The sequence below is a fragment of the Pseudomonas sp. MRSN 12121 genome (genome assembly GCF_000931465.1).
Taxonomy (GTDB): Bacteria; Pseudomonadota; Gammaproteobacteria; order Pseudomonadales; family Pseudomonadaceae; genus Aquipseudomonas.
The window spans coordinates 3575559-3601144 of the sequence record NZ_CP010892.1 but is presented as its reverse complement, the minus strand read 5'-3'; the positions used below and the strand labels follow the sequence as shown (position 1 = coordinate 3601144).

Sequence of the window (25586 nt, the reverse complement as noted above, 5' to 3'; positions counted from 1 at the left end):
CTTTATAAAGCGTTTACAGCGTGACTCGCCTATGCGGTTCGATGAACCGGAGCCGTATGCACCCTGTGGCGCCTCTGAGGGGCTTACAGGCGAGCGGCCTTTTCCAGGTGATGCATGGCCAGATCCAGGATGGCCTCTTCTGCTTCGGGCTGCAGTTTGCCCTCGGCGTCCATCGGCAAATATGGGCGACCTGGAATGTCACCCCACAGGTGGGGGAAGTCCGACTTGGTGCCACCGAACTGCATCATGGCGGCATAGGGTTTGTTGCTGCCAACCAGCGCCGAGCTGTCGGTTGCTTGCGTGGTGATCGAGGCGGCCAGGCCTGCCGAACTGACCTGCAGCATCTGCCCTGGCCAGTTACCGTTTTTCTCACGGCGTGCTGTGGTGACATCGGACAGATCCTCCCACTCGGGGCGGCCTTCCTCGCCGAAGTTTTCCTCGGTCTGGCTGGCCAGCTCGGCGGCGATGCCGCGCATCAGCGGTGCAAGGTCGCCCACGGCCCACTCAATTTTGCGCAGGGCAGCCTGTACACGCTGGTGATCAAGTTCAACGGTGAACATTTCAAACCTCCTAGGCGGCTGCCTGTTTGCGTTTAAGCATGTCGGCCAGGCCAGTACCTGGTGCGTGGTTGAATCCAGGATCGGTGCGGAACGTGATGGCCTTGCCAGCGGCGTCGGTTGTGCGAATGCCGGTGACGGGTGCGGTGCGGATCTCGCCGGTACGCTTGTCGGTGCCGGTTTCCACGGTCTCGGTGAACATACGTCCTTCGCTCGACACAACCTTTAGGCCCCGGCGCTTCACAGCGGCCTCGGTCAGGGCGACAACACGGCAACGGCAGTTGAACCCATTCGGCGGGAAGATCGCAGACCAGATCGGATCGTCATGGCGGAACACCTGACCATGCAGCGCCCGGTGACTCGGCCGGGTCTTGCCGTCCAGGATGGCCACATACATCCAGTACGGATGGGTCTCGGTGGTCTGTTCCATCTCGGCCTTGCGGCCGGCCATGTACGCGCTCTGCAGGTTGGTCTGATAGATCGTCTTGAGACGGCGCGGACTGCCCAACTGGACCAGCTCGCCGACGCCTTCACTGTCGACAATGACTTGTTGGCCCCACCAGCCTTGCGACTCCAGGACGGGCTGCAGATCCGCGATGAACTGCTTGAGGGTTTGGCCTTCCCGCAGCGCGGTTTCCAGGGCGCCGCGAATGTCCGACAGCAGATCGAGGCGCATGGCCTTGGCCACGGTGAAGGATTGGTCGTGCGCCTGGTCGAGCATTTCCTGCCAGTTCCAGGTGATCGCATAGCCCTTGGACTTCAGGTAGGCCACGGCGTTTTTCGGCTCCATGCCGAAGATGGCTTTGAGGTCGGCCGGGTTCGGGGCTTTCGTAGTGGTCGCCATCAGTCCTCCCGATCCGCATTGGCATTTAGGCGACCCCAGATGTTGGCCATGAACAGCAGGCGCGTGAGGTTCTCCTGCAACGCCTGGTCATCCATCGTCGGGTAGGCTTCGGCCAGCAGGCCGAGCGCCTCGATGTCGGTGCGAGCGCGCAACAGTGTCTCGATCAGAGAGGCAACGGTCTGTTCGCTCTGCTCCTGCAGCAGCTCGGCAGGAAGGCTGTTGATGGCCTGGTCAAGCGCTACCTGGTCGAGAATGGGCTTTAGGGTCGACTCGGCAAACTCCGACGACTCAGCCGGGGCCGGGGTTTCGTCCAGGTCGCCATCCTGCAGGTTGTAAGTGCGCTTCCAGTATTGCGCTGTGAGCTTCACCCCCGACTCGGTGAGGGACTTGTCGCGGTCGGCCTGGGTCTTGTCGATCTCTTCTTGTTCCCACAGCTCGTACACCGGGGCGGCAATGTTCTCGCCGAAGTTCAGATCGACGATCCGGCGAATGACCGCGTTCATGGTCGCCGCGACAATGCCCTTGTCGCCGTCGCGGATGTCCTTGGTGACTTCCAGGCCGGCTGTTGCGCTGGCCCTGTTGCTGTTGGCCTCGGTGGTCTGGTTCTGCCCCAACAGCCCGACGTTGATCTCACTGCGGCAATAGACCAGCAGCTCGCGGTAGACCTCGGCGCTGCCAGCCTTGCCTGCGGCCTCCATGATCTCGACGCTGGAGTCATTCGGGATGACGGCAACAGCGTCCTGGACCATGGCTTCCAGGCTGTCGAGCAGCAGATCGGTCTCGCCCGTACTGGCACCGCGAGGGTGCTTGCCAATCACCCAGGGCGAGCCGTACTTCTCGGTGAACTGAACCCAGAATTTCAGGCCGCCTTTCATGAAGATCACCGGCCAGAAGCACATGGACAGGTCAGCGAAGCCATACGGGTTGTTGTAGGTCGCATCCTGGCGGGCCACGACAAAGCGTTGCGGGTCGCACAGCTCGCCGGTCAACCCGGCATCGCGGGCGCGGAAACGCAGGTTGTTCTCCTGGTCGTAGAGGAACCACTCGGCCGGCTTGCCCAGCAGATCCTCGGGGACGATGTTCATGCCGAGCGGACGCCACATCACTTCAATAGGTTGGAACCCGAACAGCGGCGCATCCAGCATCTCGCGAATGATCCGGTCGAGATCGAGGTCGGTCAGCCAATCGCGTATAAAGCGCTCAACCCGCACGGGGGCATTGCCGCGCTTTAGGTCGCGTTCCAGGGCAAGCACCGAGGACTTGCGACGGCGGATGTTGCCGCCGACCAGGGCTGAGCTGCGCAGATCCCGATAGACCTTGATGTCCTTGCCCTGGGCCTTGAGGATTGGGTCAGGGTTGGGCAGGTACATGCCCAGCGCCTGGGCATCGAAGCTGCGCGCACGGCTGGCGATATGCTCGGTCAGACCTTTGTGCTTAGGCTCGGCGAAGTTGACGAATTCCGTGGGAGTGACCCACACACCTTTCTTATTCATGCGTACCCCTGGGTGATGAAAGTGCCCTGACGCGGGCGACGGGATTTGACTGAGACCGGACCAGCAGCACTTTCCAGTGTCGCGAAGTTGGCCAGCGAGCCGGCACCAGCGAAGTCACCGTGACGGTAGAGTTCGGGGTCTTTAAGGTCTTGCGAACGGGCCTTCATGATCATCGGAATGCCCTCAACCACTTCGATGGACCGCACGTCCTGCTGCAGAGAGTCATCCTTGGGCATCGTGATGGTGCCGTCTTCAAAGAGCTGAATGAATTTCGGCATCCAGGCGCCGTACCAGGCGCGGCTGAGTTTCACTTGCAGGACGCGGTCATGACCGAACTCATCGGCAGCTTCTTCGGCCAGGGTTTCACCACTGCCGGTGGCGTCCAGGGCGGCGCTGGCAAAACGTGGCAGCCGACGCAGGATGTAGAACAGGATCTGTTTCTGTTGGCGGTACGGCACCTTATGCATTTCCACCACAAACGGCACGTCACGGTGCCGCGCCTGGTCGACGGACATCGGGCAGATGATCGAAAAGTCACGGTGACGGGCATAGTCCATGCCCAGATAGTGCCGCAACTCGGGCGTCAGGCCCTGAACCAACGGGGCCAGATAACGCTCAATCCAGTCCTCGACATACGCTTCACGGCGGGCAAGAGATTGCAGCGCAAAATCATCGTCCAGCGCCAGGCGCAACACAGTGCGACCGGCGCGCATGGCGTCTTCGATCCATACACCAGGAATGCACACACCGTTGCCGTCGCGTGGGATCGCGTCCAGCTCTTCATGCATCTGCGCTTTGCGTGGGCCGTAGGCGTTGCGGATCTGCTTGTACCAGGCTTCCTTGCCCTCAGCCGTAGGGGCTTCCCCGGTCATCATGCACTTGCGTTCATACAACCCATTGGCAACAGCATCATCGAAGGTCGCCTTGTAGACCTCTGCCGTATCGCCATAGCGGCCTTCGCGGATGTCGTTGACCATCTGGTTGAACGGGTTGCTCTTGCCGTTATGACTGCTGATGATGACGATCCGACCGCCCCAGATCAGCAAGGCGGTTGCAGCGTCCAGCACAGCGGAAACATCACGGTGAAAGGCCGCCTCGTCGATGATCACCTTGCCCTGCAAACCGCGCAGGTTGGCCGGGTTACTGGACAGCGCGACAATCTTGAAGCCCGAGGCGTAACGAATGCGGTAGGCGTTGATCTGGCGGGTGTTGCCTGATTCGTCCTGGTCTTCAAACAGGAACTCTTCGATTTCGCTGACACCCGAAGCCTGGGCCTCGGCCATCACACGGCTGAACTTGGCGCAGTAGCCTATGAACTCCAGGCCTTTTTCCTTGGTGTCACCGACATAGAACACGTCCATGCCGCCAGCGGCCTTGCGTGACGCAGCAGTGATCACCGAGTCCAGGGCCTCGGCGAACGTGATGCCGGTACGGCGGCCTTTTTCACAAAGCTTGATTTGGGCCTGAATGCTCAACCAGTCGGACTGGTGAGCCATGAGGATGCCGTCGGCAATCGGGTTGTAGTCGCTGGGGATCTGTTTGACGCTCGGCGGCAAATCGTCCCATTCGACAACGCGCAACGTACTCGATGACGGCTTGACCGCTGGGGCACTCATTTGACACCCAGGAATTTCTGGCGCCAGAACAGGGCCTGTTCTTCGCTGATGCCCCCGGTCTGTACGGTCTTGGCCAATTCAGCGTCTTGTTCCTGGAGCAGGCGATCACGCGCCGCTTTCTCGATAGCCTGGCGTTCTTTGATGCTCAGGGTCCGGGCCTGCATTGTGTTCTTGGCTGCCCGCGCCAGCTCGGCCACCTCCTTTGTGGTGACATCATCTTTTTCATGGGCGCCCATCGCGGCCTGATAAGCCAGGGTCGATATCGCCTCGACCAGCAAAGCGCCGGTCTTGTCGGAAGCGTCTTCACCGAAGGCACCCACGAAGGCTTCGGCCTGCTCGCGGTGCTGCCGGGTCTTCTCAGTCAGCAGATCGAAGCCTTGCTTGAAGCGCCCCAGCGCGCTGCGGCTGGGGGCTTTCTCGTTGGGAAAGCGCGACTGGATGTCGGCAAGCATGTCATCCAGGGTCATGCGGTCTTCGCGCAGTAGCTTCTGGATGTACGCCTTGACCATCGGCGGCAACCGATTGATGGATGATTTGCCGGCCATGTTATGCCCCCGGCCGCTTGATGCCTGGGACGCGAGCGCGTCCTGCAGCAATGTCCTGGCCACGCTCGGTTAGCGTGGCCACCAACACAGGGCCGACATCGGAAACAGTCACCGCGCCTTGTTCGGCCAGCCAGTGCAGTTCGGTCTTCACCTGGTCGCGGCTGAGGGTGTGGCCGAATCTGTCCAGGGCCATGTTCAGCACCGAGCTGTTGGCACGGTATCCGGTCGTTTCCGCCAGCAGGCGCAGAATCACCAGGCGATAGTCTTCACGCAGAAAGGAAGCGAATTCGGTCATATCTTTTCTCGCAGCAAGTAATCATTGATCCGGTCCAGCGAACGGGCCAAAGGGCCAAGCGCTTCCTTGACCCCCGACAGTTCGGCCCGTACCGCCTTCATGTCGCCCAGCAGATCGGTGACGGCGGTCTGGTCAGGCAGGTGCCGGACGTGTTCTTCCAGGGCGACGATGCGCGTGCGCAGCTCCAGCAGTTCCTGGGCGCTGGCGGCATCTCGTTTGATCATCCAGGTGTAAATACCGAGTACAGCCAGGACCAGCCATTGCACGGTCTGGAAACCGAAGTTGAGTTCGTTCAGATTCATTCAAAACCCCGTGTGGCCAAGTGTTCCAAGGCGTCTATGCAGTCAAAGCAATGTTCGATACCAGGGCTGTCCTGGCGTTGATCTTCAGGAATCGCATCACCGCATTCCTCGCAGCGATAAGCCGACCGGCCGGAGCCTCGTCGAAGGTCGCTGTTGCGCACGCGCAATTGCGCATCGCTGATGTCGTCATCTGTAGCGGGTTCAGCTACATCCATAGGGCGTCAGTCCTTTTCCTGGAGATCAAGCAAGGCATTGAATTGGGCGAGGATGGATCGGGCCCACAAGCCGTAGTCCTGGGCGTGGGCAAGAATGTCGGAGGGAGTGACGCCGCTTTCCAATAGTTCGGCTTCAGAGCCGGTGGCGGGCCAGGCCGCTTTTTCAGCTGCGGTGACAGCGGTGCCCGGTCCTGGGGCGGGCACACCGAGGGCGGTGTTGAAGTCGCGCAGCCAACCAGCAGTGAACACGCAACGAGGGATAGGCTTAGCGACAGCGCCAGGCGCTGGAATGTATTTCGTTGTGACATGGGGGATTCGCTCCTGGAGCTGGCGTTTCTCTTCGGCGTGTCGTTCGAGTGTGGTGAGCAGCAAGGCCTCGGTCTCATTGGCACGGGTTACTTGCTGCAGCAGCTGCAGACGGTTTTCCTTTTCCGCCGCCCCGGCCTGTACTGCCTGCGTGGCCTTGAATGACTGCAGGTCGGAATTGCCCAGGGCTTCGGCGTACCGAAACCCGAAGCCGTAGGCGATTGAGCCGGCAGCCGCTGCACTGATCACGCAGGCCAGGCCGGCGACAAGGAGTCCTGTAGGCAACCGTTCAAGCACCATGGCGCTGCCTCATACGGTTGCGGGACTTCCGCGCACGGCGCTTGGCGGCTGCAATGCCGGTCTTGCCGTGGCGATAGAGGGGCATGACGCCGGACCTGATCCAGGTTCCGGCAGCGGTGCTTGGAGTGGGCCAACGACAAACACCCGCGAGCCCCGCCAGCAGTGCTGCGAAGGCCCGACCAAAGAGGTTCAGTCTCATGACGAAACCTCCTGGTCTGGTTGCTCGGCCTGGTCAGGAGGGCCTTGCTTGAGCAGGCGAGCAATGAACAGCAGAACAGCCAAGCCGCTGTTGAGGGCCGCATAAGTCGATGAAGAAAGTTGCGCTTGCCACATCGGCAAGATGGTGGCCTGGGCGAGACCGAGCAGCGCGATAACGATGGCCAGCTGGACGCTGTGTAGCTTCCAGCAGCAATGGCAGTTGTCGATCAGCTTCATGCCGGCTCCCCGTGGTAGGCGTCGGGGACAATGCCTGCCAGGTGCAGGCCTTCATTGATCAGCGCTTCGCCGTACCAGTTGCCCTCGGAGAGCGGGCCAGCACCGTTCTCATGACGAATGATCGCTTCCACCAAAGCCTTCATTGTGCGGTAGTCGTACACGTCGATCAGGCCATCAGGCGATACACCGACACGGGTCGCGACCTGGCGGATGTAGCTCTCGGTGTTGTTCTCGTTCGGTGGCGCCCAGCGACCGACGATCAGGCGGACGGTGCGCAGATAATGCTTGTCCTGATAGGTGATCAGGGTGCGAGCCAGGGCTCGGATGCCCCATTGGGGGCCAATGAACTGGACAAACGCCGTGTCATTCTGGTTCGCCGACATGCCTTGCCAGCGGGTGCCTTTTACATGTCGGATATTGCCGGGATTAAAATTGCGGATGCCGCGAGGGGTTTCGGGTCGCATCGGACGCCTCCTGTAATGGCGCCGTAGTTTTCGGACGCCAGAAATACACACGCCGCCATAATCGGCGGCGCGGTACAGGAAGGCTTTTAATCGAGTTTAAAGAGTCCCTTTTAAGAGCAACTCATTGTCTATTTAAGCTGTAGGGGTAGCGGACACCAAACACGCATCGCGAGCAGCCTTATATGAGTTCAAGGCGTCTTGGATTGAGCCAGGAATCTTTTCCACTCCGGCATTATTCGCAGCAATCATCTGAGACTGCCACCACGCCCGAGCATAAATACCAGCAGAGAAGCACTGCCCGAGCGGCTCAAAAACTGAGTCACCGAACTGAGCTTTGCCAGAGTCAACCAATGAACTGAATAATCGGCTCTGAGTATTTAAGCCCTGCAACTGGCCGCTTTTTAGGACGGCGATACTATCGGCCATCGCCTTATCCAGGTCCGCAACGTGCTGGCTTGCACTAAGAAGAGCTTGTTTGCTTGCGCCTGTATATGTGCTTACGGCCTTAACTGGCTCCAATTTCGATTCTGCCTCGGGTTGTGGGCGAGCTGAGGTAGCCACAACAAACCAATACAACGCTCCAGCTACAAGTACCCATAACGAGACCAGGGCAGCCTTTTCAGCCGCCCCCATATCCTTCCAAGTTCTGCGCTTTACCTTTGCCATAAATATCTCCTTGTTTACATTAGAACCAAAATCTTCCGACTAGAACTCCAAAAACAAACAGACCAAACGAATTCCACTTGTATGTAATCAAGAACTCTCGAAGCGCCAATACTCCAGAGGAACCTCCCCCCTGGGCTGAGGAAGGGACTGACTGACCTTGGATACTCTTAAGGAATCCAAGGATCTGTCGTAACTCTTCACGCTTGAGCTGCGTCAGCTCGGTTCGCCCAAACGTCAAGTCGCAAAAGTCATTCATTTCCCTTGTCGCGTCTTTCTCTGCTGCTAACCGTAATATCCGGTCCGTGAGGCGCCGCTTGTCAGCGATCTCCTGCAACTGCTCAAGCCGATCTTGAAGAACATTTTTTGCCTTCTGAAAATCCTCTGCACAGATCTCATCAATTGAGCTGACAGACAAATGAGCATGAACACTACGCCAAGTTTCCCACGGATCATCCCCAAGCTCTTCACACTTAGCTCGCAACTCATGAAGCTCTTTTCGTTGGACAGCTAGCAGGGCTCGCGGTAGTGGTTTTTCAGGAAAGTTAAGCTGTGTGCCGAAGTTAATATTCGCATTATTCCCTTTTACCTTTATCTGCGATGGAGGCGCGTCATTTTCGGCCAAAGGAAATGAACCGAAACTCTCGGTCAGCCTTGCCTTAATCTTATCCAGCTTTTCATCCTCACCCAGCATAAAAACCTCCATCTACTACATCAGCGATTGACCACTAGCTTCAAAATCTTCCCAAGTTGAGCCCCATCTAGCTCTTGTTCGGGAACCAAAATGTTGTAAACCTCTGCCGCAGTTATAGCCAACTCTCGTGCAGGCCATCGACGTTTAGTCTGCTGTATGAGTTCTTCGAGCATGTCAGCAATTCGAGCCAATCTTTCGACGTCAATCTCTGCTGAGCGCTTGCTCAGTTCATCTCTATCGCCCGAATACTTCCCAGTGACGATGTAAAGAACATCCCCGCCAGCTTTTTCAAATGCACTCAAGTACGAAACATCAGGCTGTCGTTCGCCTTTTTCATAGTTTCGTTGTGATCGCATGGTCACACCACAACAGTCCGCTAGCTGTTGTTGGCTCAACTCAAGGCGCTCCCTTTCCTTACGCAGTCGATCCCCAAAAAAAGGCACGTTTGTTCCTCTATACAGATTGACATGGGAACGTTTGTTCCCCATTATTCACCACAGAGGACAACACATCACCCCGCTTAACCACAACGAAAAGCGAGGCTGTGAGCCAAGAACGCATCCGCAGTAGACCACCAAAGAAAGCCGCAATTTACCACACAGGAGGCGCCATGAACGGCCCCGCAACGTCACTTGATTCGGCGCCACTGCCGTATCCACAAACACCCACCAGCGCCAATGCCTGGTTTGTGAGTCATGGCATTTGCAAATCTCAATGGGCCAGGGCCCTAGGCTTTGATCGCATGACCGTTGTCGACCTGTTGCGCGGACGACTGAAGGGCCACCGTGGCGAAGCACACCACGTAGCTGTTGCCCTGGGGCTGAAGCCCAATCCCGCCCGCGCCAAATCAAAACCAGCTGTCGCAGCTAAAGCCGCGTAACCGGAGCCATTCATGACTCAACCTGTTTCTGCCGCCGCCCGCGCACTGCGCGTACTCAAAGCCCTGAAAGGCCACACCATCACGGGCCTCAGCAATACCGAACTCACCCAGCTGACAGAAGACAGCCCCAGCAATATCAGCCGCGCCATGCAGACCCTCATAGAGGAAGGCTTGGCCGTGAAGCTGGATAACGGTCGCTTCGCCCATTCAATCGGCATGTTGCAAATCGCACAGGCCCACGCTGAACACATGGCGCGCTTGACCCAGCGCATGCAGGAAACCAATCAGCGCATCGCCGCTGGCTCGATGAACTAAGGAGAAACACCATGGCACGCACTAAAAGCCAACCCGCACCCACTGTTGAAACTACCCCTCTGGATGGCGAAGTACTTACGGCCAATCAGAACCTGATGGCGGACAACTGCGCCGTAGTCATGAACCAGTTCGGTGATGGTCTCCCTTATGAGCGTACCCGACTGATCAACGAGGCCCGCTTCTACATGGCCCAAAGTGCCGAGGCCATGCTGGAAGCGGGTAAGCGCCTGATTGTCCTCAAGGAAAACGAGCCATATGGCGAGTTTGAACAGATCGTTCGGGAACAGCTCGGCATGCCGGAGCGGACAGCCCAACGCATGATGCAGGCGTCTCTCAAGTACCTGTCACCTCAACTTGAGGCAAAAGCGCCAGCGCTGGCGCTTTTGGGTAAGACCAAGCTGTTTGAGCTGATTGCCGAGGATGACGAAGACCTGGAAGCCCTGGCAGAGGGGGGAACTGTTGCCGGGTTGTCCCTGGAAGACATAGACCGGATGACCAGCCGCGAGCTGCGTGCCGCGCTTCGTGACTCCCGCGAAAACGCCAAGGCACAAGGTGAAGTGCTGGCGAAGCGTTCCAGTGATCTGCAACAAGCCAAGGACGAACTCGATGTCGCCCGCAAGCGTATCCAGGGCCAGCCCCTGGACGTAGTTATCAAGGAGCTGCGCGTTGAAGTGACGGCCCTTGCGTTTGAAGTCGAATCGACCTCGTTGGGCAAGTTGCGCGAAGGCTTCATGAAGATGGCGGAACACGCCAATGATGCCGGCCAAGACCATCGTACCTTCCAGGCCGGCCTGATCCATCAGTTGGAAATCGTCCTCGCCAGCATTCGCAGTGAATTCCATCTGCCCGCACGCCAGGCCGATACCGACCCCGTCTGGATGGCTGCGGAAGAGGCCTGAACATGAACCCGGTTCAGACCCAGCTTCTGGCCCAAATCGCCCAGCTGGCAGCCAACACCCCCCACGGTCAACGTACCGCTATCTATAAGGCGGGTGCTGCCGAGCTGGGTATCTCAATCCAAACCCTACAGCGCAAGCTGAAGGAGGTCTCAGTGACCAAACCACGCAAACGTCGCAGTGATGCTGGATGCAGCGCCTTACCGCTGGACGAAGCGCAGAAGATTTCAGCTGTGTTGCTGGAGTCGATCCGCGCCAACAACAAACAGCTGTCTACCATCGAACGAGCCGTTGAGCGTCTGCGCAGTAATGGGCTGATCATGGCGGGCCGAGTTGATGAAGCCACCGGGTTGTTTCAACCGCTGACGAATGGCGCCATCGCCCGCGCCCTGAAAAGCTACAAGCTCCACCCTGACCAGTTGCTGCAGGACACCCCTGCGGTATCGCTGGCCAGCAATCACCCCAACCACGTTTGGCAGGTGGACGCGTCGATCTCGACGCAGTTCTACCTCGCCGACAATGGGGCGCAGGCGATGAACAAGGCCGAGTTCTATGACGGCAAACCCGGCAATCTGAAGAAGATCGAACGCCAACGCCTGTGGCGCTATGTGATCACCGACCACACCAGCGGCACCCTGTACCTGGAGTACGTGTTGGGTGCTGAGTCGGCCGAGAATCTGTGCGCCGTGTTGATCAACGCGATGCAGAAGCGCCACGAGTCAGACCCATTCCACGGTGTGCCATTGATGCTGATGACCGACCCCGGCGCGGCGATGACCAGCGGCATGTTCCGTAACCTCTGCCGTGCCATGTCCATCGATTTGATCATTAACCAGGTCGGCAATGCGCGGGCCAAGGGACAGGTCGAGCAAGCGCACAACATCGTTGAGCGCGAGTTTGAGAGTGCGCTGAAGTTCCAGGCCGCGAACAGCCTGGAGCAAATCAACACCTGGGCCGGAAAGTGGATGCGTTATTACAACGCGACCGCGATTCACACCCGCACCCGGCGCACTCGTTATGGCGTGTGGCAGTTGATCACGCAGGAACAGCTGCGCCTGGCACCCAGCGTTGAGGTCTGCCGGGATCTGGCGGTCAGCACACCGGAATACCGCACTGTCAGCAACCTGTTGCGGGTTTCGTTCCGGGGCGCTCAGTTCGATGTCAGCTCTGTACCCGGTGTGATGGTCGCTGAAAAGCTGCTGATCACTCGCAACTGCTGGCGAGACAAGGACACCGCCATTGCTGTGCTGGTCGGTGAGGACGGCCGTGAACAGTTCCACGTAATCGACCGGATCGGAATCGACCAATTCGGGTTCGCGGAGACCTCAGCAACCATTGGCGAGCAGTACAAGCGCCACGCCGAGACGCCTGCCCAGGTCTCGCGCAAAGTCCTGGAACAGATCGCTACCGGCACCACCAGCGAAGCCGACGCCGAAGCTGCACGCAAGGCCAAGGCCGTGCCGTTCGGCGGCCTAATCGATCCGCATAAACACGTCAGCGACACCGTATTGCCGGCCTACATGCCGCGTCGTGGTACGTCGCTCAGTGTCAACGCGCCAACCGTAGAGCATGCGCTGCTGACCCATGTCGAGGCGGCGAAGTTGCTTCAACCACGCTTGGCCAATCTCTGGTCCGGTGAGTCCTTTGGTTGGCTGCAGCGGGAATACCCCGAGGGCGTTCCCCAAGACAAGCTCGATGACATCGAAGCTGAGCTGAAACGCCCCGTTGAAGTCACCCGTACACCACTCAGCCTGGTACGGGCTGCAGCTGGAGGTCAGTGATGTTGAAGCTGAAGCAAATTCTGCAGGGGGTGGGCCGCCCTCAAAGGGCCTTGGCCGAGTCGCTGAACCTCAGCGGTGCTTCGGTCGCCCAACTGCTGAACCATGGTCAGTGGCCACGCAGCCTTGACTGCGACGAACTGCAGGGGCGCATCCGTGTGTTCCTGACCGAAGCCGGCGCCAACGATGCCGACATCGCCAACGCCTTTGAAGAAGTGGACCTGCCGTGCGCCAACACGGCAGATCCGGCCCTTAATGAAGAGCCGTCCGGGGAGGACGAACCTATGTTACTGCCAAAGCAGACGTTACAGCCAAATACACGGAAAGCCTTCGGCCTGCTCCGCGATCCCTTTAGTGATCTGCAATGCACGCAAGATATGTGGCTCAGCCCTGAAATCCGCTACGTGCGGGAGTTCATGTATCAGACGGCGCGTCACGGCGGGTTCCTCGCTGTCGTCGGCCAGTCAGGTGCAGGCAAAAGCACGCTGCGCCGTGACCTGGTGAACCGGATCACCGAGAACAATGACCCGGTGATCATCATCGAGCCCTATGTCCTGTCCTCGGAAGACAGCGAAGCCAAGGGCAAACCGCTGAAAAGCACGCACATTGCCGAGTCCATGATGGCGGCGGTGGCACCCCTGGAAAAAGTGAAGAGCAGCCCCGAGGCGCGTTTCGCCCAGCTGCACAAGGCGCTGAAGGAATCCACTGCGGCCGGGTATCGCCATTGCCTGGTAATCGAAGAAGCGCACAGCCTGCCGGTCTCGACGCTCAAACATCTCAAGCGTTTCCTTGAGCTGGAAGTCGGCTTCACCAAGCTGATCAGCATCATCATGATCGCTCAGACAGAGCTTCTGATGAAGCTCAGCGAGCGCAACGCCGACGTGCGCGAGGTGGTGCAGCGTTGCGAACGGATCGACCTGGAGCCAATTGCAGGCGAGCGCCTGGGGGAGTTCCTGAAGTTTCGTTTCGAACGTGCGAACAAAGCGCTCGACGATGTTATCGACGCCAGCGGTATCCAGGCGATTGCTGAACGTCTGTCGCAGCCAAGCAAGCGCGGTGGACGTGACGAGACTGTTTCGTCGCTGTACCCGCTGGCCATCGGCAACCTGGTAGTCGCGTCGATGAATCTCGCCGCCAAGCTGGGCGCGCCGATGATCACCGCCGACATTGTGAAGGGGGTGTGACATGGCCGCTCTGTACCTGGTCGGGGTTCAAGTGACACTGCCGCCGAGCATCTTGACGGAAGAGTTTCCCGTGAAACTGTCGGCCTTCAACGAGCTGACCCGCGAGATCCGCGGGGCTGGCATCGAGATCAAACACCTGGTGTTTTTGGACAACAAGATCTTTATCGACCAGTCCAGCGTCGAGCTGTTTACGCGGCGATTTGGGCATGAACTGCGGCGCATGCGCAGCTCGTCTAGGGGGCGGTTCACTTGTCACACCGCGACGGTACGCGGCGTTGATGTCGCTTGGTACTCCCTGGTGAAGGAGCAGGATCATGAATGACGTCATCGTTCACGCATGTTCGACCCTCTGCAACCCGGACCTTCTCAGCGAGCAACAGGTTCGGGCTGAGCTGAAACGGGCCAACGATGAGCTGTTCGGTAAAGACCTGAAGATCATCGAACTGAAAGAGCAGGTCCACTCCCTCAACACGACTTTGGTGAGACTCGCCAAGCTGCAGCTCGCTGGTAACTACAGCGACATCTATAGCGAGATGCAGCGGCTCGGCGACTACTACCAACAGCAGATGGCAGCCCACGCTGCAAGGCAGGTTCACTGATGAATCAGGCTCTTAAAACCTCAATCGACACGTTGCGGAAAGCTGTTGTCTCCGAAACTCCAGGCCTAATAGAAGTACTGCGGACAGCTGCTGGCTCTGAGGCTCCCGCACTGTACTGGAAGGAAGCCATGCAGCATGTTTCAGTGCTGCTCAAACACATCGACCGTTATGGCCTGTCTGTCGGCGGCATGCCCGCTGAGATCAATGAACAGCTGCTCGCCTGGATCGTGGATCAAGCGTTTGACGGTGCGATTGAGGATGACAGCGTGATCCGCGATATCTACCGGCTGATTGCGGCGGACCACGCGGCCTTCAGCGAAACGGAATACGCGCAGAACGCCCCGGCGTCACTGCAGAGCGTGCTGGCCGAGCGTATCCGCCAGATCCAGATTCATTGCTTTTATCCCGAGCAAGATGAGGAGTTCGTTGACGGTGACCTGGCTATCGCAGCGGCTTGTTATGCCACCGAGGCATTCGTCCAAGCCACTGAAACCGAGGGCGCCATGCGCATCGTTCCCGAGTCATGGCCGTGGATGGCCGTGACCTGGAGGCCTAAAGACCAACGCCGCAACCTGGTCAAGGCCGGTGCCTTGATCCTCGCTGAAATTGACCGACTCGACCGCGCTGCAGCAAGCGCCCAAAAGGAAGAACGCCATGTCTGATCTCATTATTCCAGAAGGCTTTGTCCGCAATGCCGTTGGCCACCTGGTCCCGGTTGACCAGGTGCGCGAGCAGGACAAGCTGCGCGACCAGGTAGCAGCAGAGCTTGCTGAAGCGGCCAAAAAGCTGCACCTGGACCTGAAGAACTTCAAGAAAAAATCGCTCGGTGACATCGCCGATCTGATCAGCATCGCGGGCGAACGCTACGGCGTCCAGATGGGCGGCAAGAAAGGCAACGTGACCATCACCACCTATGACGGCAAGTACAAGGTTGTGCGTTCGCACGCGGACCGGCTGACCTTCACCGAGGAAATGGAGGTCGCCAAGGTCATGGTGTACGACTGCATCAAGACCTGGAGCAAGGGCGCGGACAACCATTTGCTGGCCATCGTAGACCGTACCTTCAGCCCAAACCGTAATGGCCAGATCAAGACCTCAGATGTCCTTGATCTGCTGCGCTTGGAGATCGATGACGACACCTGGAAAGCAGCGATGAAAGCTGTGAAAGACTCGATCCTGGTATCTGGCATTGCCGTGTACATCCGCGTTTATGAGCGGGTCAATGGCACCGACGAGTACCGGGCCATTCCTCTTGACCTGGCGGTGGTGTGATATGGCGAACCTCAAGAAATACACACTGAAAGACACCTGGAAAGATTGGGAAATCACCCTGGAGGTCAATCATGACCAGCTCACTGTTGAGCGTGCCACGCTGATCAATGAGTACTGGTCGGATTCGAAGTGGCGCCTTAGTGAAGCCAATCAAGATGTTGTCATGGCTGTCATCAAGATGGCAGCCAGACAACTGGTCTTTGCCTTTCTGGAGATTGGTGGCGGCACTTGTAACACCACCGAGGCGGCAGGGTGTTGGACGCGAGACAACCTGCACAACCAAGAGGGCTGGGGCGGAACTGAAGGTAATGAACCATTCGGGTGGTGCGGCATTCGCCTGCTCAGTGCTGACATAGAAGTCGATCTCGATCTTGAGTTCCAGGAGGATTGATATGAGCAAGACACTGATCGAGTTTCAGAATCATCACCAAGACTTCCTTGTGTGGACTGTCGATGAAGAGGGCATCGTCACCGAAAGCTGGCCATACCAGAGTGATATATGGGGCGGTTTTAAAGTCACCAATCTGGCCGAGCTGAAGATCGGTAGCGATGTCGAGTATCTCTGGAAAGGTCGTACCGGCTGGGTCAAGTATCCGGTGCGTTCGGTTCAGCCACTCATTCCTATTGAAGTTTCGGTGCGTCAGGACTGGAACGGCTACGTCACCAGCACCGTGAACGGCAAGCGTGTGTCGTGCACTCATGACTATGAATATCCGGTGAAGCGCTTGGCAGAGAAACTGTTCCTTGGCCGACTTAGTAACATCGAGCGCCTTGAATGTGTCCCGACTGATCGCCTGCATAGCAGGTGGCGAATTACGCCGGAGGGGGTGTGACATGAGTGAGAAAGAGACTTTTGACACCCTCGTTGTAGAGGGCATGGGCAACGATATCCCACGGGAGATTGGCAGGCTTCGGGTCGCTGCATGGGCGTCGGGGAATGCGATCAACGACAAGAGTGAGCTGGAGGACTTCATTCGGGAACTGTCCTACGGCGATATCGAAGATCCTCAGCAAGCCGCTATCGATCTGATGGAACGCGGGGGGTGGGCATGAGCGCCGCGCCGACCAATCCTATCCGCCTGCGTTACATCAAGATGATCCATGTTGCACGGCGTGAGTTGCGCATGGATGACGATACGTATCGCCTGATGCTGGCTGGAATGACGGGGTTGGACGGCGCGACGTCCACCGCTGACTTGAGCGTTCCAAACCTGCTGAGGGTTTTGGAGCAGCTCAAGCAGAAGGGCTTTAAACCTCGTCCAAACAAGGCTGGTAAGCGGCCACAAGCTAATGATGAGCAGTCCAAGAAGATCCGTTCGCTGTGGCTGGCACTGCATGACCTGGGTGCGGTTCGCGATCCGTCCGAGGCAGCCCTGGCCAGCTTCGTAAAAAGCATGACAAAGGTGTCTGCGCTGCAATGGCTCAGCGTCCCCCAGGCAAGTCGAGTGATCGAGAACCTGAAACAGTGGCAGCACCGTGTGACCAATAAGGAGGTCGTATGAAAGCGCCCTGTAGCGCTCCGGGTGAGCTTCTCCAGACCCTCGCCGATCATGTGGCTCAGTCTGCCAAGGAAACCCTAGACATCAGCCCTGAACTTGCCGAGGCTCACGGCAATGAAGTGGCTATGCTGATGGCTAACGTCTGGGGAGGGCAGGTTCTCTACATGCCGAAAGGCATTCACCTGCAAGCCTCGAAGTTGCACCAACAAATCTTTGATGAATGGACGGGGCGTAACCAGCGGGAGCTGGCCATGAAACATAATCTCTCGCTGGCGTTCGTCTACAAGGTCGTTAAGAGGATGCGGCTGGCAATAATTGCTCGCAACCAGGGCGATCTGTTCGCATCTTTTGAAGAGGACGACGAAGAGTAGTCACCAGCAGAAAAGAGCGCTACCTTTCCACCTAGCGCCCCGATCACCAGGCACTGGCCGGGGCCAAACCTAATTGCACCTGCTGCAACACATTTACAAACCCCATACCACCATGGACCACCAGATCCCGGAATGTCTCGGGTTTACCTCACACCTACCCCTGTATTTATCTCACTCCTAAACACCAGGACCCATCCATGAAGCGATTCGCGCTACTCACCCTGACCCTGTCCACCCTGTTGCTAGGAGGCTGCTACACCCATTGGGATGACGATCGAGGCTATTACCGCGACCACGACCGCTGGCGCGATCATGGCCGCTACTACCGTGACAACGACCAGGGCCAGGATTACGACGACGACCGTCGTGACCGTCGCTACGAGCGTCATCACCGTCGCGATCGCGACGATGACGACGATGATTGAGTTTCCCGGGCGGTCTGGCCCGAACACATGACAACGGCGCCCTCGGGCGCCGTTGTCGTTTGTCCGGGGCATGAGTTTTCGGGCGTGGCGCGGTTTTTTGTTCAAAACGAAATGTTATCTGATAACATTTTGCATCCGGGTGGCTCATCCCCACCCAGGCGGCGACAAGGCGCGCCAGCGTCTGCGCCGGACCTTTCGCGGTGTGGCCCACAAGGCTTCGAGCGGCGGCCGGCGACACGTGTTCCGGGACATCCCCGGCACGACCGATATCGCCCGGGCAGGTGGCATGCCCCCTTGTCCTGAATCAGCGCCAGGTTTTACCCCGGCCCAACGACCTTCGACACAAGTGAGCGATATGACTCTTTCTACCGGACTGGCAGGGCAGGCGGGCGTTGCCTCCCCTGCGCTGGCGGGCAGCATGGCCATGGCCAATACGCGGATGCTGGCGATCGATGCCCTGCGCGGTTTTGTCATGCTGTGCATGCTGCTGGACCATGTGCGCGAGACCTTCTTCCTGCATCGCCAGGTGACCGACCCGATCGACGCCCTGAGCGTGACCCCGGACCTGTATTTCACCCGCCTGCTCAGCACGCTCTGCGCCCCGGTGTTCATCTTCCTCACCGGCCTGTCGGCCTGGCTCTACAGCCAGAAACACAGCCTCGGGCAAACCTCGGTGTTCCTGCTCAAGCGCGGCCTGTTCCTGGTGTTCCTCGAACTGACCTTCGTGTGTTTTGCCTGGAACGCCGAGTTCCCGCCCAAGACCCTGTGGCTGCAGGTGATCTGGTGCATCGGTATCTGCATGATCGTGCTGGCCGGCCTGCTGCACTTCAAGCGCGGCTGGCTGATCGTGCTGGGCGTCGCCATCGTCGCCGGGCACAACCTGCTGGATGAGGTGGTGGTGGGCCCCGAGTCGCCATTCTTCGTGCCCTGGTCGATCCTGCACCAGCGGGTATTCATCGACCTCACCGAGTTCACCCGGGCCCGCACCACCTACCCGGTGCTGCCGTGGATCGGGGTGATCCTGCTGGGCTGGGCCATAGGCCCCTGGTTCGGCAAGGATGTGCAGCCGGCGGCGCGGATTGCGCGGTTGCTCAAGGTCGGCGTCGGCCTGCTGCTGGCCTTCGTGTTCATCCGCTACCTGAACGTCTATGGCGAGAAGCCCTGGGTACAGACCGGCGATGCGCTGCGTACTTTCATGAGCTTCATGAGCGCCAGGAAATACCCGCCGTCGCTGATGTTCCTGATGCCGACCCTGGGCCTGGGGCTGATCCTCCTGGCGTACTTCGAGAAGGCCCAGGATCGTTGGTCGACCGCGCAACTGGCGATCTACGGCGGCGCGCCGATGTTCTTCTACCTGCTGCACCTGTACGTGCTCAAGGCCCTGTACCTGGTGGCCGTGGCCATCTGGGGCGCCAACCAGGGCACTTACTACGGCTTCGACAACCTGTCCGGGGTCTGGCTGTGGAGCCTGATCCTCGGTGTGCTGCTGTTCTTCCCGACCCGCTGGTTCGCAGGCCTCAAGCAGCGTCGCCGCGATATCGCGATCCTCAAATACCTCTGAACGGGGTCCCGGTGGTGCGCCCGTACAGCGGCGCACTGCCTGCTATCGCCCGCCCTTTATCGATTTTCCGGAGTTCGACCGTGAAGACCTTGACCCGACACACCCTGCTGTTGGCATTGGGCGGCCAGAGCCTGCTCGCGCTGGCCGCGGAGCAGGACAATGCCAAGGGGTTTATCGAAGACAGCCAATGGAGCCTGTTCAACCGCAGCCTCTACGACCGTCGCGACTATGAGCACGGTTCCTTGAGCAACGGCGCGCGCAACGCCTACAAACCCCGCGCCGAACGCAGCGACCTGGCCGAGGAGTGGGCCTACGGCCTGATGGCCGACTACAGCTCCGGTTTCACCCAGGGCACCCTCGGTTTTGGCCTGGACGCCCACGTCTATTCCGGCTGGAAACTCGACAGCGGCGGTGGCCGGGCCGGCAAGGCGCGGCTGCTGGGCGTGGACAACGACGGCCACCCCAAGGATGAATTCAGCCGCGGCGGCGCGGTGGCCAAGCTGCGCTTTTCCTCCACCGAACTGCGCTACGGCGAGCAGCGGGTCAAGACCCCGGTGTTCGGTTCCTCCGACAGCCGCCTGCTGCCCGAGACCGCCACCGGCTGGTTCCTCACCAGCCGCGAACTGAGTAATACCACGCTGTACGGCGGCCACTTCAACGAAAGCACCGACCGCAATGCCAGCAGCCACGACCAGGGTTTCGTGGTCAATTATTCCAACGGCAAGCAGGGCGACAGCTTCGACCTGATCGGCGTGCGCAACACCTCGATCAAGGGCCTCAACGCCAGTCTGTTCAGCGCGCTGTACGAAGACACTTGGCGCCAGCAATATCTCGGTGCGCTCTACAACCTGCCGCTGAGCCAGGGCCAGGACCTGACGTTCGATTTCAACCTGTACCGCACCCAGGACACTGGCAAGGCCTTGTCCGGGCGTATCGACAACAGCACCTGGAGCCTGATGTCGACCTACAGGAGCGGCGCCCACAGTTTTGGCCTGGGCTATCAGAAAGTCGATGGCGACACGCCTTACGACTACGTCACCCGCGGCGCGATCCTGCTCAGTAACGCCGTGGCCCTGTCGGACTTCAACGCCCCCGAAGAAGCCTCGTGGCAGGCCCGCTACGACCTGAACATGGCCGGCTACAGCGTTCCCGGCCTGACCTTCAGCGCCCTGTATGTGCGCGGCAGCGGCATCGACGGCCGCCACATGGACCCGCGCGGCGGCTACGCCTGGCTGGGCTATGGCGAAGGCGGCAAACACTGGGAACGCGACCTGCAGGCCAGGTACGTGGTGCAGTCGGGCCCGGCGAAAAACCTCGCCGTGACCCTGCGCCACGCCGTGCATCGCGGCAACCGCGCCCAGGCCGAACTGGATGCCGACCAGTTGCGGCTGGCGCTGGAGTATCCGTTGGGCGGGCGGTTCTGAGGCGGTCTCGCCCTCCGCGCGAGCGGCTTACGGCCGATGCCGGCGCAGCAGCTCGATCTGTTGCGCCGGCACCTGCTGGCGCAGGGCCTTGTACAGGGCGCGGGTTTCCAGCAGGTTCCAGATCCGCAGCAGGGTCTCCAGGGCGTCCAGCGGCTTGCTGATGAAGTCGCGGGCGCCCAGGGCCAGGGCGCGCAGGCGGGTGTCGCGGGTGGCGTCGGCGGTCAGCACCAGGATCGGCAGGTAATCGTTGGCCGGGATGCGCCGGTTGAGTTGTTCGAGCACGGCGAAACCGTCGAAATCGGGCATGTGCAGGTCGAGGATCACCAGGTCCGGCTCGAAGCTGTTGAACAGGTCCAGGGTGCGCAGCGGCTGGGTGCTGCTGAGCACGTTGTGCAGGCCTTCGCGGGCCAGCAGTTGCTCCATCAGATCGAGGTTGGGGCGCTGGTCGTCGATGATCAGGATGCGCAGGTCGTGGTTCATGCGGGCTCCGGTAGGTGTTGCTCAAGGTGGGCGAGAAACGCCGGGATATGGATCGGCTTGGTCAGGATCGCCGTTGCCCCGGCCTGGAGCAGGTCGCGGTGGGTCAGGGCGCTGGCGTCGGCGGTGATCATCAGCACCGGGGTGCTGGCGGTGGCCGGCGCTTCGCGCAAGCGGCGCAGCACCTCCAGGCCCGTCAGGTCCGGCAGGCTGACGTCCAGCAGAATCAGCTGCGGCGCATGCTGGCGCGCCAGGTCCAGGCCCATCTGGCCTTGCATGCTCGACAGCAGGCGAATGCCCGGGCGGCGTTGCAGCAGGGTTTCGATCAGCGCCAGGCTCGACAGGTTGTCTTCGATGCACAGCACCTGGCCGCGTGGCTCCACGGCCTCGGCACGGGGCGCTAGCACCGAGGCTGGCTGCTCGAAGGGTGGCGCCACGCCCGCCGTGGCGAGCCGGGCGAACGGCAGTTGCAGGGTGAAGCAGCAACCCTGGCCCGGGGTGCTGTGCACCCGCAGGCTGCCGTCCATGGTTTCCAGCAGGCTCTTGCTCAGGGCCAGGCCCAGGCCGGTTCCTTCGACCCGCGGGTCGGCACCCAGGCGTTCGAAGGGGCGGAACAACTGGTCCAGGCGTTCCAGGGGAATACCGGCGCCGGTGTCGCTGACCGCCACTTCGATCTGCGCGCCGACGACGGTGACCGCGATCCGCACCCGGCCCTGGGGCCGGTTGTACTTGATAGCGTTGGACAGCAGGTTGAGCAGCACCTGGATCAGCCGCTGGCGGTCGGCGATCACCGCGCTGCGTTCGTCCAGCACGGGCAGGGCATCGAGTTGCACACCGGCGTCGCTGGCCATCGGCGAGACCAGCGTCAGCGTCTCGTGCAGCACCGAGGCCAGGGCGATCGGCTCGACGTTCAGCGGCAGGTGCCCGGCCTCGATGCGGGTGATGTCCAGCACCTCGTTGATCAGGGTCAGCAGGTGCTGCCCGGCACGCAGGATGTGCCCGACCTGCGGGCTGCGGCCGCCGGGCGAATCCATCTCCAGCAGCTGGGCGAAGCCGAGGATGGCATTGAGCGGGGTGCGCAGCTCGTGGCTCATGCGCGAGAGAAACTGGCTTTTCGCGCGGCTCGCGCTCTCGGCTTCCTCGCGGGCGGTGCGCAGGGCGATTTCCGCCGCGCGGCGGTCGGTGATGTCGCGGGTGATCTTGGAAAAGCCGCGCAGCGCGCCACTGGCGTCGTATTGCGCGGTGATCACCACGCTGGCCCAGAAGCGGCTGCCGTCCTTGCGGCAACGCCAGGCCTCTTCCATGTAATGGCCGTCGCGGGTGGCCTCACGCAGGGCCATGTCCGGGTGCGCCGGGCATTCTTCCGGCAGGTAGAACAGCGAGAAGTGCCGGCCAATGATCTCCTGTTCGGTGTAGCCCTTGATCCGCTCGGCGCCGGCGTTCCAGGTGGTCACCCGGCCCGCGGTGTCGAGGGCGAAGATCCCGTAGTCCTTGACCCCGTCGATGATCAGCCGCAGGCGCTCCTCGTTGTCGCGCAGGGCCCGCTCGCGTTCGGCCAGCAGTTGCCCGGCCTCCACCAGGCGGGTGCCGAGCTGGCCGATCTCATCCTGTTCCGGCGCCTGCGGTCGCAGCGGTTGGCCGAGGGCCAGGCGCTGGGCGTTGCCTTGCACCTGCTGCACCCGCGCGACGATGCCCTTGGACAGGAACAGCACCGCGACAATCGCCCCGAACAGGCCGCAGACCGCCGCCAGCAGCGTGGCCAGCAGCAGGCGCATGCGGGTCGCCGAGGCCGCGGCGCTGCGTTCGGCGAGCAGGCCGTCCTCGCGCACGCGCATGGCGCTGATCTGCTCGCGCAGCACGTCCAGCACCTGCTTGTTCTCGATCAGGATCGCCGTGATGCTCGCGCTGTCGTCGGGCCGGCCGTTGCGCAGGGCCACCAGGCCGTCGAGCTTGTGGCCGATCAGCGGGGTGATGGCCTTGAGGTGGTCGCGCATCCTGGCGTCGCGGATGTTGTGGTCCAGGCGTTGCAGCGCGGCGCGGATCAGCGGCTGGGCCCGCTCGTAGCTGGGCAGGAAGTCTTCGCGGCGGGTCAGCAGGTAGCCGCGCACGCTGGCCGCCGCCTCGGCGAGCAGGGTGTGCACGGTCTGGATGTCGCCCTGCACCAGCAGCACCCGGCGCACGTCTTCCTCGGCGCGGGCAGTCTGGCGCTCGGTGATGTAGATCAGCACCAGTGACAGCAGCAGGACCACCAGCGGCAGGGAAATCACCACCAGGGCCTTGCCGCGCAGCGGCAGGTCGAGCCAGTGCCGGCTCGCCAGGAGCCTCATGGCCAGTCTCCCGCGGGTTGCGCCACCAGCCCCAGGGCGATGCCGCGCACCGCGGCCTGGGTACGGTCGGCGGCGCCCAGCTTGCCGATCACCCGTTCCACATGGGCCTTGGCGGTGCCGGTGGTGATGCCGAGCTTTTCGCCGATCTCGCGGTTGCTGAAACCGCCCGCCACCAGGCCCAGCACCTGGCGCTCGCGGGCGGTCAGGGCGGCGGTCGGGTGACCGTTGCCGGCCCGCTCGGCCATGCGCCGCAGCAGGCGGGCGCTGACCGTGCTGTTGAGGGCCTCTTCGCCGCGCGCCACCTGGGCGAGGGCGGCGAGCACTTCCGTGCGGCTGGCATCCTTGAGCAGGTAGCCGACCGCGCCGGCGGCGATTGCCGCCTCCAGGTGGTCGGGGCTGTCGTCCATGGTGAAGATCACCACCTTGACCGCCGGCTGCCGCAGGCCTAGCAGGCGCGCGGCGCCGAGGCCGTTGAGCCGCGGCATGCGGATGTCGAGGATGGCGATGTCCGGTTGCAGGCGTTCGCACAGGTCGAGGGCTTCCTCGCCGTCGCGGGCCTGGCCGACCACCTCGAACTCGGGATGGCCGGCGAGCAGGGCGACGAAGCCGGTGCGGGTGACTTCATGGTCGTCGGCCAGCACCAGGCGCAGGGCAGGGGTCATGGGGTTTCTCCAGTGTCGGGCAGCGGCACGCGGGCCAGCAGGCGGGTGCCGCCATCGGGGACGCTGTGCCACGACAGCTCGCCGCCCAGCAGGCTGGCGCGCTCGCGCATTGTCGCCAGGCCCAGGTGCTGGTCGTCGCCCTCGGATTGCCGGTTGTCCTGGACGCAGCCGATGCCGTTGTCTTGCAGCGCCAGCGTCGCCTGGGCGTGCGCCACTTCCAGGCTCAGTTGGACGCGACCGGCCCGGGCATGCTTGAGGATGTTGTTGATGCCTTCCTGGGCGATGCGGAACAGGGCGATTTCGCTGGCGCCGGGCAGGCGGGTGCGGGACTGCCGCTGCCAGTGCACCTCGATACCGGCGTCGCGCAGGCGGTCGGCCTCCTTGTCGATGGCCGGGTACAGGCCGAAGTCGTCCAGCACATGGGGACGCAGGCCGCCGATCAGTTGCCGGCCCTCGCCGACGCAGCCCTGGGCCAGGGCGAGGATCGCCTGCAGTTCGTCGTGCAATGTCTCGGGCAATGTCGGGCAGCGCCCGGCGAAACCCTGCAGGCGCTGGTGCAGCCCGGCCAGGGTTTGCGCCAGGCCGTCGTGCAGGTCGTAGGCCACGCGCTTGCGTTCGTCTTCCTGGGCGCTGAACAGGCGATGCACCAGCTCCGACATGGTGCGTTCGCGGGCTTGCAGGGCCTCCAGCAAACGCTGGTTCTCCAGGTGCGCCGCGAGCAGGGTGGCCAGCAGTTGCAGGGATTCCAGGTCTTCGCCGTCGGCGGCGGCCAGGGGCACGCTGTTGGCCAGCAGCAATGCGCCGAACGCCTGGCCGTCGGCCCCGGGCAGGGGAATGCGCAGTACCTGGGGCAGGGCGCTGTCCGCCGGCGCCAGCCATTCGGGGTGCAGGGCCGTGGCACAGCCCAGGCCGTGCAGGGCCGCCAGACGCTCGCCGTGGCCATGTTCGGCGCTGGCGTGGGGCGCTTGTTCGGCGCGCCATTCCAGCAGCAGGCCATGGTCCATCGCCATGAAGGCGCAGGCCCGTTGCAGGGCACGCTGGCGCATGGCCGCGGGCGGCAGCCGGGTCAGTTCCTGGCCGGTGTCCACCAGCAGGCGCAGGCGCGCGGCGCGGCTCTGGGCCTGGCGATACTGGGTGCGGATGGCCAGGGCGCTGCCGGGGTCGTGGGTCGGGCTTGGCATGAAAGG

35 protein-coding genes are annotated in these 25586 nt (G+C 61.2%); 17 read left to right on the top strand and 18 right to left on the bottom strand.

Translation table 11 applies throughout. The annotated features are described in order from the left end of the window. Window positions 1–83 precede the first annotated feature (83 nt). From TO66_RS16260 to TO66_RS32620, 14 genes are all read right to left on the bottom strand, one after another. Window positions 84–560, bottom strand: coding sequence for a phage virion morphogenesis protein (locus tag TO66_RS16260; RefSeq protein WP_044463291.1), 477 nt, complete (start codon window positions 558–560; stop codon window positions 84–86). Window positions 561–570: 10 nt separating this feature from the next. After that, window positions 571–1401: a phage minor head protein gene (locus TO66_RS16255; RefSeq protein ID WP_044463290.1), complete on the bottom strand. Its 831-nt coding sequence runs from the start codon at window positions 1399–1401 to the stop codon at window positions 571–573. Then, window positions 1401–2894: a DUF935 family protein gene (locus tag TO66_RS16250; protein ID WP_044463289.1), complete on the bottom strand. Its 1494-nt coding sequence runs from the start codon at window positions 2892–2894 to the stop codon at window positions 1401–1403. Before TO66_RS16250 ends, TO66_RS16255 begins: the two co-directional genes overlap by 1 nt. Continuing rightward, window positions 2891–4510 (bottom strand): phage protein, encoded by a 1620-nt coding sequence (locus tag TO66_RS16245; RefSeq protein ID WP_044463288.1) that lies wholly within the window; start codon window positions 4508–4510, stop codon window positions 2891–2893. Before TO66_RS16245 ends, TO66_RS16250 begins: the two co-directional genes overlap by 4 nt. Next, the gene (locus TO66_RS16240) at window positions 4507–5055 is read right to left on the bottom strand and encodes a phage protein Gp27 family protein (RefSeq protein ID WP_044463287.1); all 549 of its coding nucleotides are present in this window, start codon (window positions 5053–5055) and stop codon (window positions 4507–4509) included. Before TO66_RS16240 ends, TO66_RS16245 begins: the two co-directional genes overlap by 4 nt. 1 nt (window position 5056) lies before the next feature. Then, on the bottom strand, window positions 5057–5350 hold the full coding sequence (locus tag TO66_RS16235; protein ID WP_028684132.1) for a hypothetical protein: 294 nt from the start codon (window positions 5348–5350) through the stop codon (window positions 5057–5059). Beyond that, window positions 5347–5652 carry a DUF2730 family protein gene (locus TO66_RS16230; RefSeq protein WP_044463286.1) on the bottom strand — a complete coding sequence of 102 codons (306 nt, stop codon included), beginning with the start codon at window positions 5650–5652 and terminating at the stop codon, window positions 5347–5349. The genes TO66_RS16235 and TO66_RS16230 overlap by 4 nt, the downstream gene beginning before the upstream one ends. Beyond that, window positions 5649–5867 (bottom strand): TraR/DksA C4-type zinc finger protein, encoded by a 219-nt coding sequence (locus TO66_RS32625; RefSeq protein WP_038632464.1) that lies wholly within the window; start codon window positions 5865–5867, stop codon window positions 5649–5651. The genes TO66_RS16230 and TO66_RS32625 overlap by 4 nt, the downstream gene beginning before the upstream one ends. A 6-nt stretch (window positions 5868–5873) precedes the next feature. Next, window positions 5874–6473 (bottom strand): hypothetical protein, encoded by a 600-nt coding sequence (locus tag TO66_RS16225; protein ID WP_044463285.1) that lies wholly within the window; start codon window positions 6471–6473, stop codon window positions 5874–5876. A gap of 195 nt (window positions 6474–6668) precedes the next feature. Next, a complete protein-coding gene (locus TO66_RS16220) occupies window positions 6669–6908 on the bottom strand; it encodes a hypothetical protein (RefSeq protein ID WP_044463284.1) in 240 nt (79 codons plus the stop codon). Next, window positions 6905–7372: a structural protein gene (locus TO66_RS16215; RefSeq protein WP_044463283.1), complete on the bottom strand. Its 468-nt coding sequence runs from the start codon at window positions 7370–7372 to the stop codon at window positions 6905–6907. The genes TO66_RS16220 and TO66_RS16215 overlap by 4 nt, the downstream gene beginning before the upstream one ends. A 132-nt stretch (window positions 7373–7504) precedes the next feature. Next, on the bottom strand, window positions 7505–8038 hold the full coding sequence (locus tag TO66_RS16210; RefSeq protein WP_044463282.1) for a hypothetical protein: 534 nt from the start codon (window positions 8036–8038) through the stop codon (window positions 7505–7507). A gap of 19 nt (window positions 8039–8057) precedes the next feature. Then, the gene (locus TO66_RS16205) at window positions 8058–8729 is read right to left on the bottom strand and encodes a hypothetical protein (protein WP_052506130.1); all 672 of its coding nucleotides are present in this window, start codon (window positions 8727–8729) and stop codon (window positions 8058–8060) included. Between the two features lie 20 nt (window positions 8730–8749). Then, entirely contained in the window at window positions 8750–9217 is a 468-nt protein-coding gene (locus TO66_RS32620) for a helix-turn-helix domain-containing protein (RefSeq protein ID WP_082061103.1), read from the bottom strand. Window positions 9218–9339: 122 nt separating this feature from the next. Between TO66_RS32620 and TO66_RS32615 the strand changes: the two genes are divergently transcribed. The 17 genes from TO66_RS32615 to TO66_RS16125 all read left to right on the top strand — a co-directional run bounded on the left by TO66_RS32615 (window position 9340) and on the right by TO66_RS16125 (window position 20933). Further along, complete coding sequence (locus TO66_RS32615) at window positions 9340–9609, top strand: DNA-binding protein (protein WP_082061102.1); 270 nt, start codon at window positions 9340–9342, stop codon at window positions 9607–9609. A 12-nt stretch (window positions 9610–9621) separates the two neighbouring features. Continuing rightward, window positions 9622–9924, top strand: coding sequence for a helix-turn-helix domain-containing protein (locus tag TO66_RS16200; protein ID WP_044463281.1), 303 nt, complete (start codon window positions 9622–9624; stop codon window positions 9922–9924). An 11-nt stretch (window positions 9925–9935) separates the two neighbouring features. After that, a complete protein-coding gene (locus TO66_RS16195; protein WP_044463280.1) occupies window positions 9936–10823 on the top strand; it encodes a DUF3102 domain-containing protein in 888 nt (295 codons plus the stop codon). Window positions 10824–10825: 2 nt separating this feature from the next. Beyond that, window positions 10826–12601, top strand: coding sequence for a DDE-type integrase/transposase/recombinase (locus tag TO66_RS16190; protein ID WP_044463279.1), 1776 nt, complete (start codon window positions 10826–10828; stop codon window positions 12599–12601). Beyond that, entirely contained in the window at window positions 12601–13782 is a 1182-nt protein-coding gene (locus tag TO66_RS16185; protein WP_044463278.1) for an ExeA family protein, read from the top strand. Before TO66_RS16190 ends, TO66_RS16185 begins: the two co-directional genes overlap by 1 nt. A 1-nt stretch (window position 13783) precedes the next feature. Next, entirely contained in the window at window positions 13784–14104 is a 321-nt protein-coding gene (locus TO66_RS16180) for a hypothetical protein (RefSeq protein ID WP_044463277.1), read from the top strand. Further along, window positions 14097–14381, top strand: coding sequence for a hypothetical protein (locus TO66_RS16175; RefSeq protein ID WP_044463276.1), 285 nt, complete (start codon window positions 14097–14099; stop codon window positions 14379–14381). The genes TO66_RS16180 and TO66_RS16175 overlap by 8 nt, the downstream gene beginning before the upstream one ends. Further along, entirely contained in the window at window positions 14381–15043 is a 663-nt protein-coding gene (locus TO66_RS16170; protein WP_177330380.1) for a hypothetical protein, read from the top strand. Before TO66_RS16175 ends, TO66_RS16170 begins: the two co-directional genes overlap by 1 nt. Further along, on the top strand, window positions 15036–15653 hold the full coding sequence (locus TO66_RS16165) for a DUF3164 family protein (RefSeq protein ID WP_044463275.1): 618 nt from the start codon (window positions 15036–15038) through the stop codon (window positions 15651–15653). Before TO66_RS16170 ends, TO66_RS16165 begins: the two co-directional genes overlap by 8 nt. Window position 15654: 1 nt before the next feature. After that, the gene (locus tag TO66_RS16160; RefSeq protein WP_052506129.1) at window positions 15655–16044 is read left to right on the top strand and encodes a DUF2528 family protein; all 390 of its coding nucleotides are present in this window, start codon (window positions 15655–15657) and stop codon (window positions 16042–16044) included. A 1-nt stretch (window position 16045) separates the two neighbouring features. Beyond that, window positions 16046–16486 carry a hypothetical protein gene (locus TO66_RS16155; protein ID WP_044463274.1) on the top strand — a complete coding sequence of 147 codons (441 nt, stop codon included), beginning with the start codon at window positions 16046–16048 and terminating at the stop codon, window positions 16484–16486. A 1-nt stretch (window position 16487) separates the two neighbouring features. Continuing rightward, window positions 16488–16706 (top strand): hypothetical protein, encoded by a 219-nt coding sequence (locus TO66_RS16150; protein ID WP_044463273.1) that lies wholly within the window; start codon window positions 16488–16490, stop codon window positions 16704–16706. Further along, a complete protein-coding gene (locus TO66_RS16145; protein ID WP_044466060.1) occupies window positions 16703–17155 on the top strand; it encodes a gp16 family protein in 453 nt (150 codons plus the stop codon). The genes TO66_RS16150 and TO66_RS16145 overlap by 4 nt, the downstream gene beginning before the upstream one ends. Then, on the top strand, window positions 17152–17523 hold the full coding sequence (locus TO66_RS16140) for a Mor transcription activator family protein (RefSeq protein WP_044463272.1): 372 nt from the start codon (window positions 17152–17154) through the stop codon (window positions 17521–17523). The genes TO66_RS16145 and TO66_RS16140 overlap by 4 nt, the downstream gene beginning before the upstream one ends. 197 nt (window positions 17524–17720) lie before the next feature. Beyond that, entirely contained in the window at window positions 17721–17948 is a 228-nt protein-coding gene (locus tag TO66_RS16135) for a hypothetical protein (protein WP_044463271.1), read from the top strand. A 355-nt stretch (window positions 17949–18303) separates the two neighbouring features. Then, complete coding sequence (locus TO66_RS16130) at window positions 18304–19509, top strand: DUF1624 domain-containing protein (RefSeq protein WP_044463270.1); 1206 nt, start codon at window positions 18304–18306, stop codon at window positions 19507–19509. Window positions 19510–19589: 80 nt separating this feature from the next. Continuing rightward, entirely contained in the window at window positions 19590–20933 is a 1344-nt protein-coding gene (locus TO66_RS16125) for an OprD family porin (protein WP_044463269.1), read from the top strand. 27 nt (window positions 20934–20960) lie between these two features. Here TO66_RS16125 and TO66_RS16120 read toward each other — a convergent pair whose 3' ends face one another. The 4 genes from TO66_RS16120 to TO66_RS16105 are packed head-to-tail and all read right to left on the bottom strand — an operon-like array spanning window position 20961 to window position 25580. Then, the gene (locus TO66_RS16120; RefSeq protein WP_044463268.1) at window positions 20961–21413 is read right to left on the bottom strand and encodes a response regulator; all 453 of its coding nucleotides are present in this window, start codon (window positions 21411–21413) and stop codon (window positions 20961–20963) included. Beyond that, window positions 21410–23737 (bottom strand): ATP-binding protein, encoded by a 2328-nt coding sequence (locus tag TO66_RS16115; protein WP_044463267.1) that lies wholly within the window; start codon window positions 23735–23737, stop codon window positions 21410–21412. The genes TO66_RS16120 and TO66_RS16115 overlap by 4 nt, the downstream gene beginning before the upstream one ends. Continuing rightward, the gene (locus TO66_RS16110; protein ID WP_044463266.1) at window positions 23734–24399 is read right to left on the bottom strand and encodes a response regulator transcription factor; all 666 of its coding nucleotides are present in this window, start codon (window positions 24397–24399) and stop codon (window positions 23734–23736) included. Before TO66_RS16110 ends, TO66_RS16115 begins: the two co-directional genes overlap by 4 nt. After that, window positions 24396–25580 carry a sensor histidine kinase gene (locus TO66_RS16105; RefSeq protein ID WP_044463265.1) on the bottom strand — a complete coding sequence of 395 codons (1185 nt, stop codon included), beginning with the start codon at window positions 25578–25580 and terminating at the stop codon, window positions 24396–24398. The genes TO66_RS16110 and TO66_RS16105 overlap by 4 nt, the downstream gene beginning before the upstream one ends. Window positions 25581–25586 lie beyond the last annotated feature (6 nt).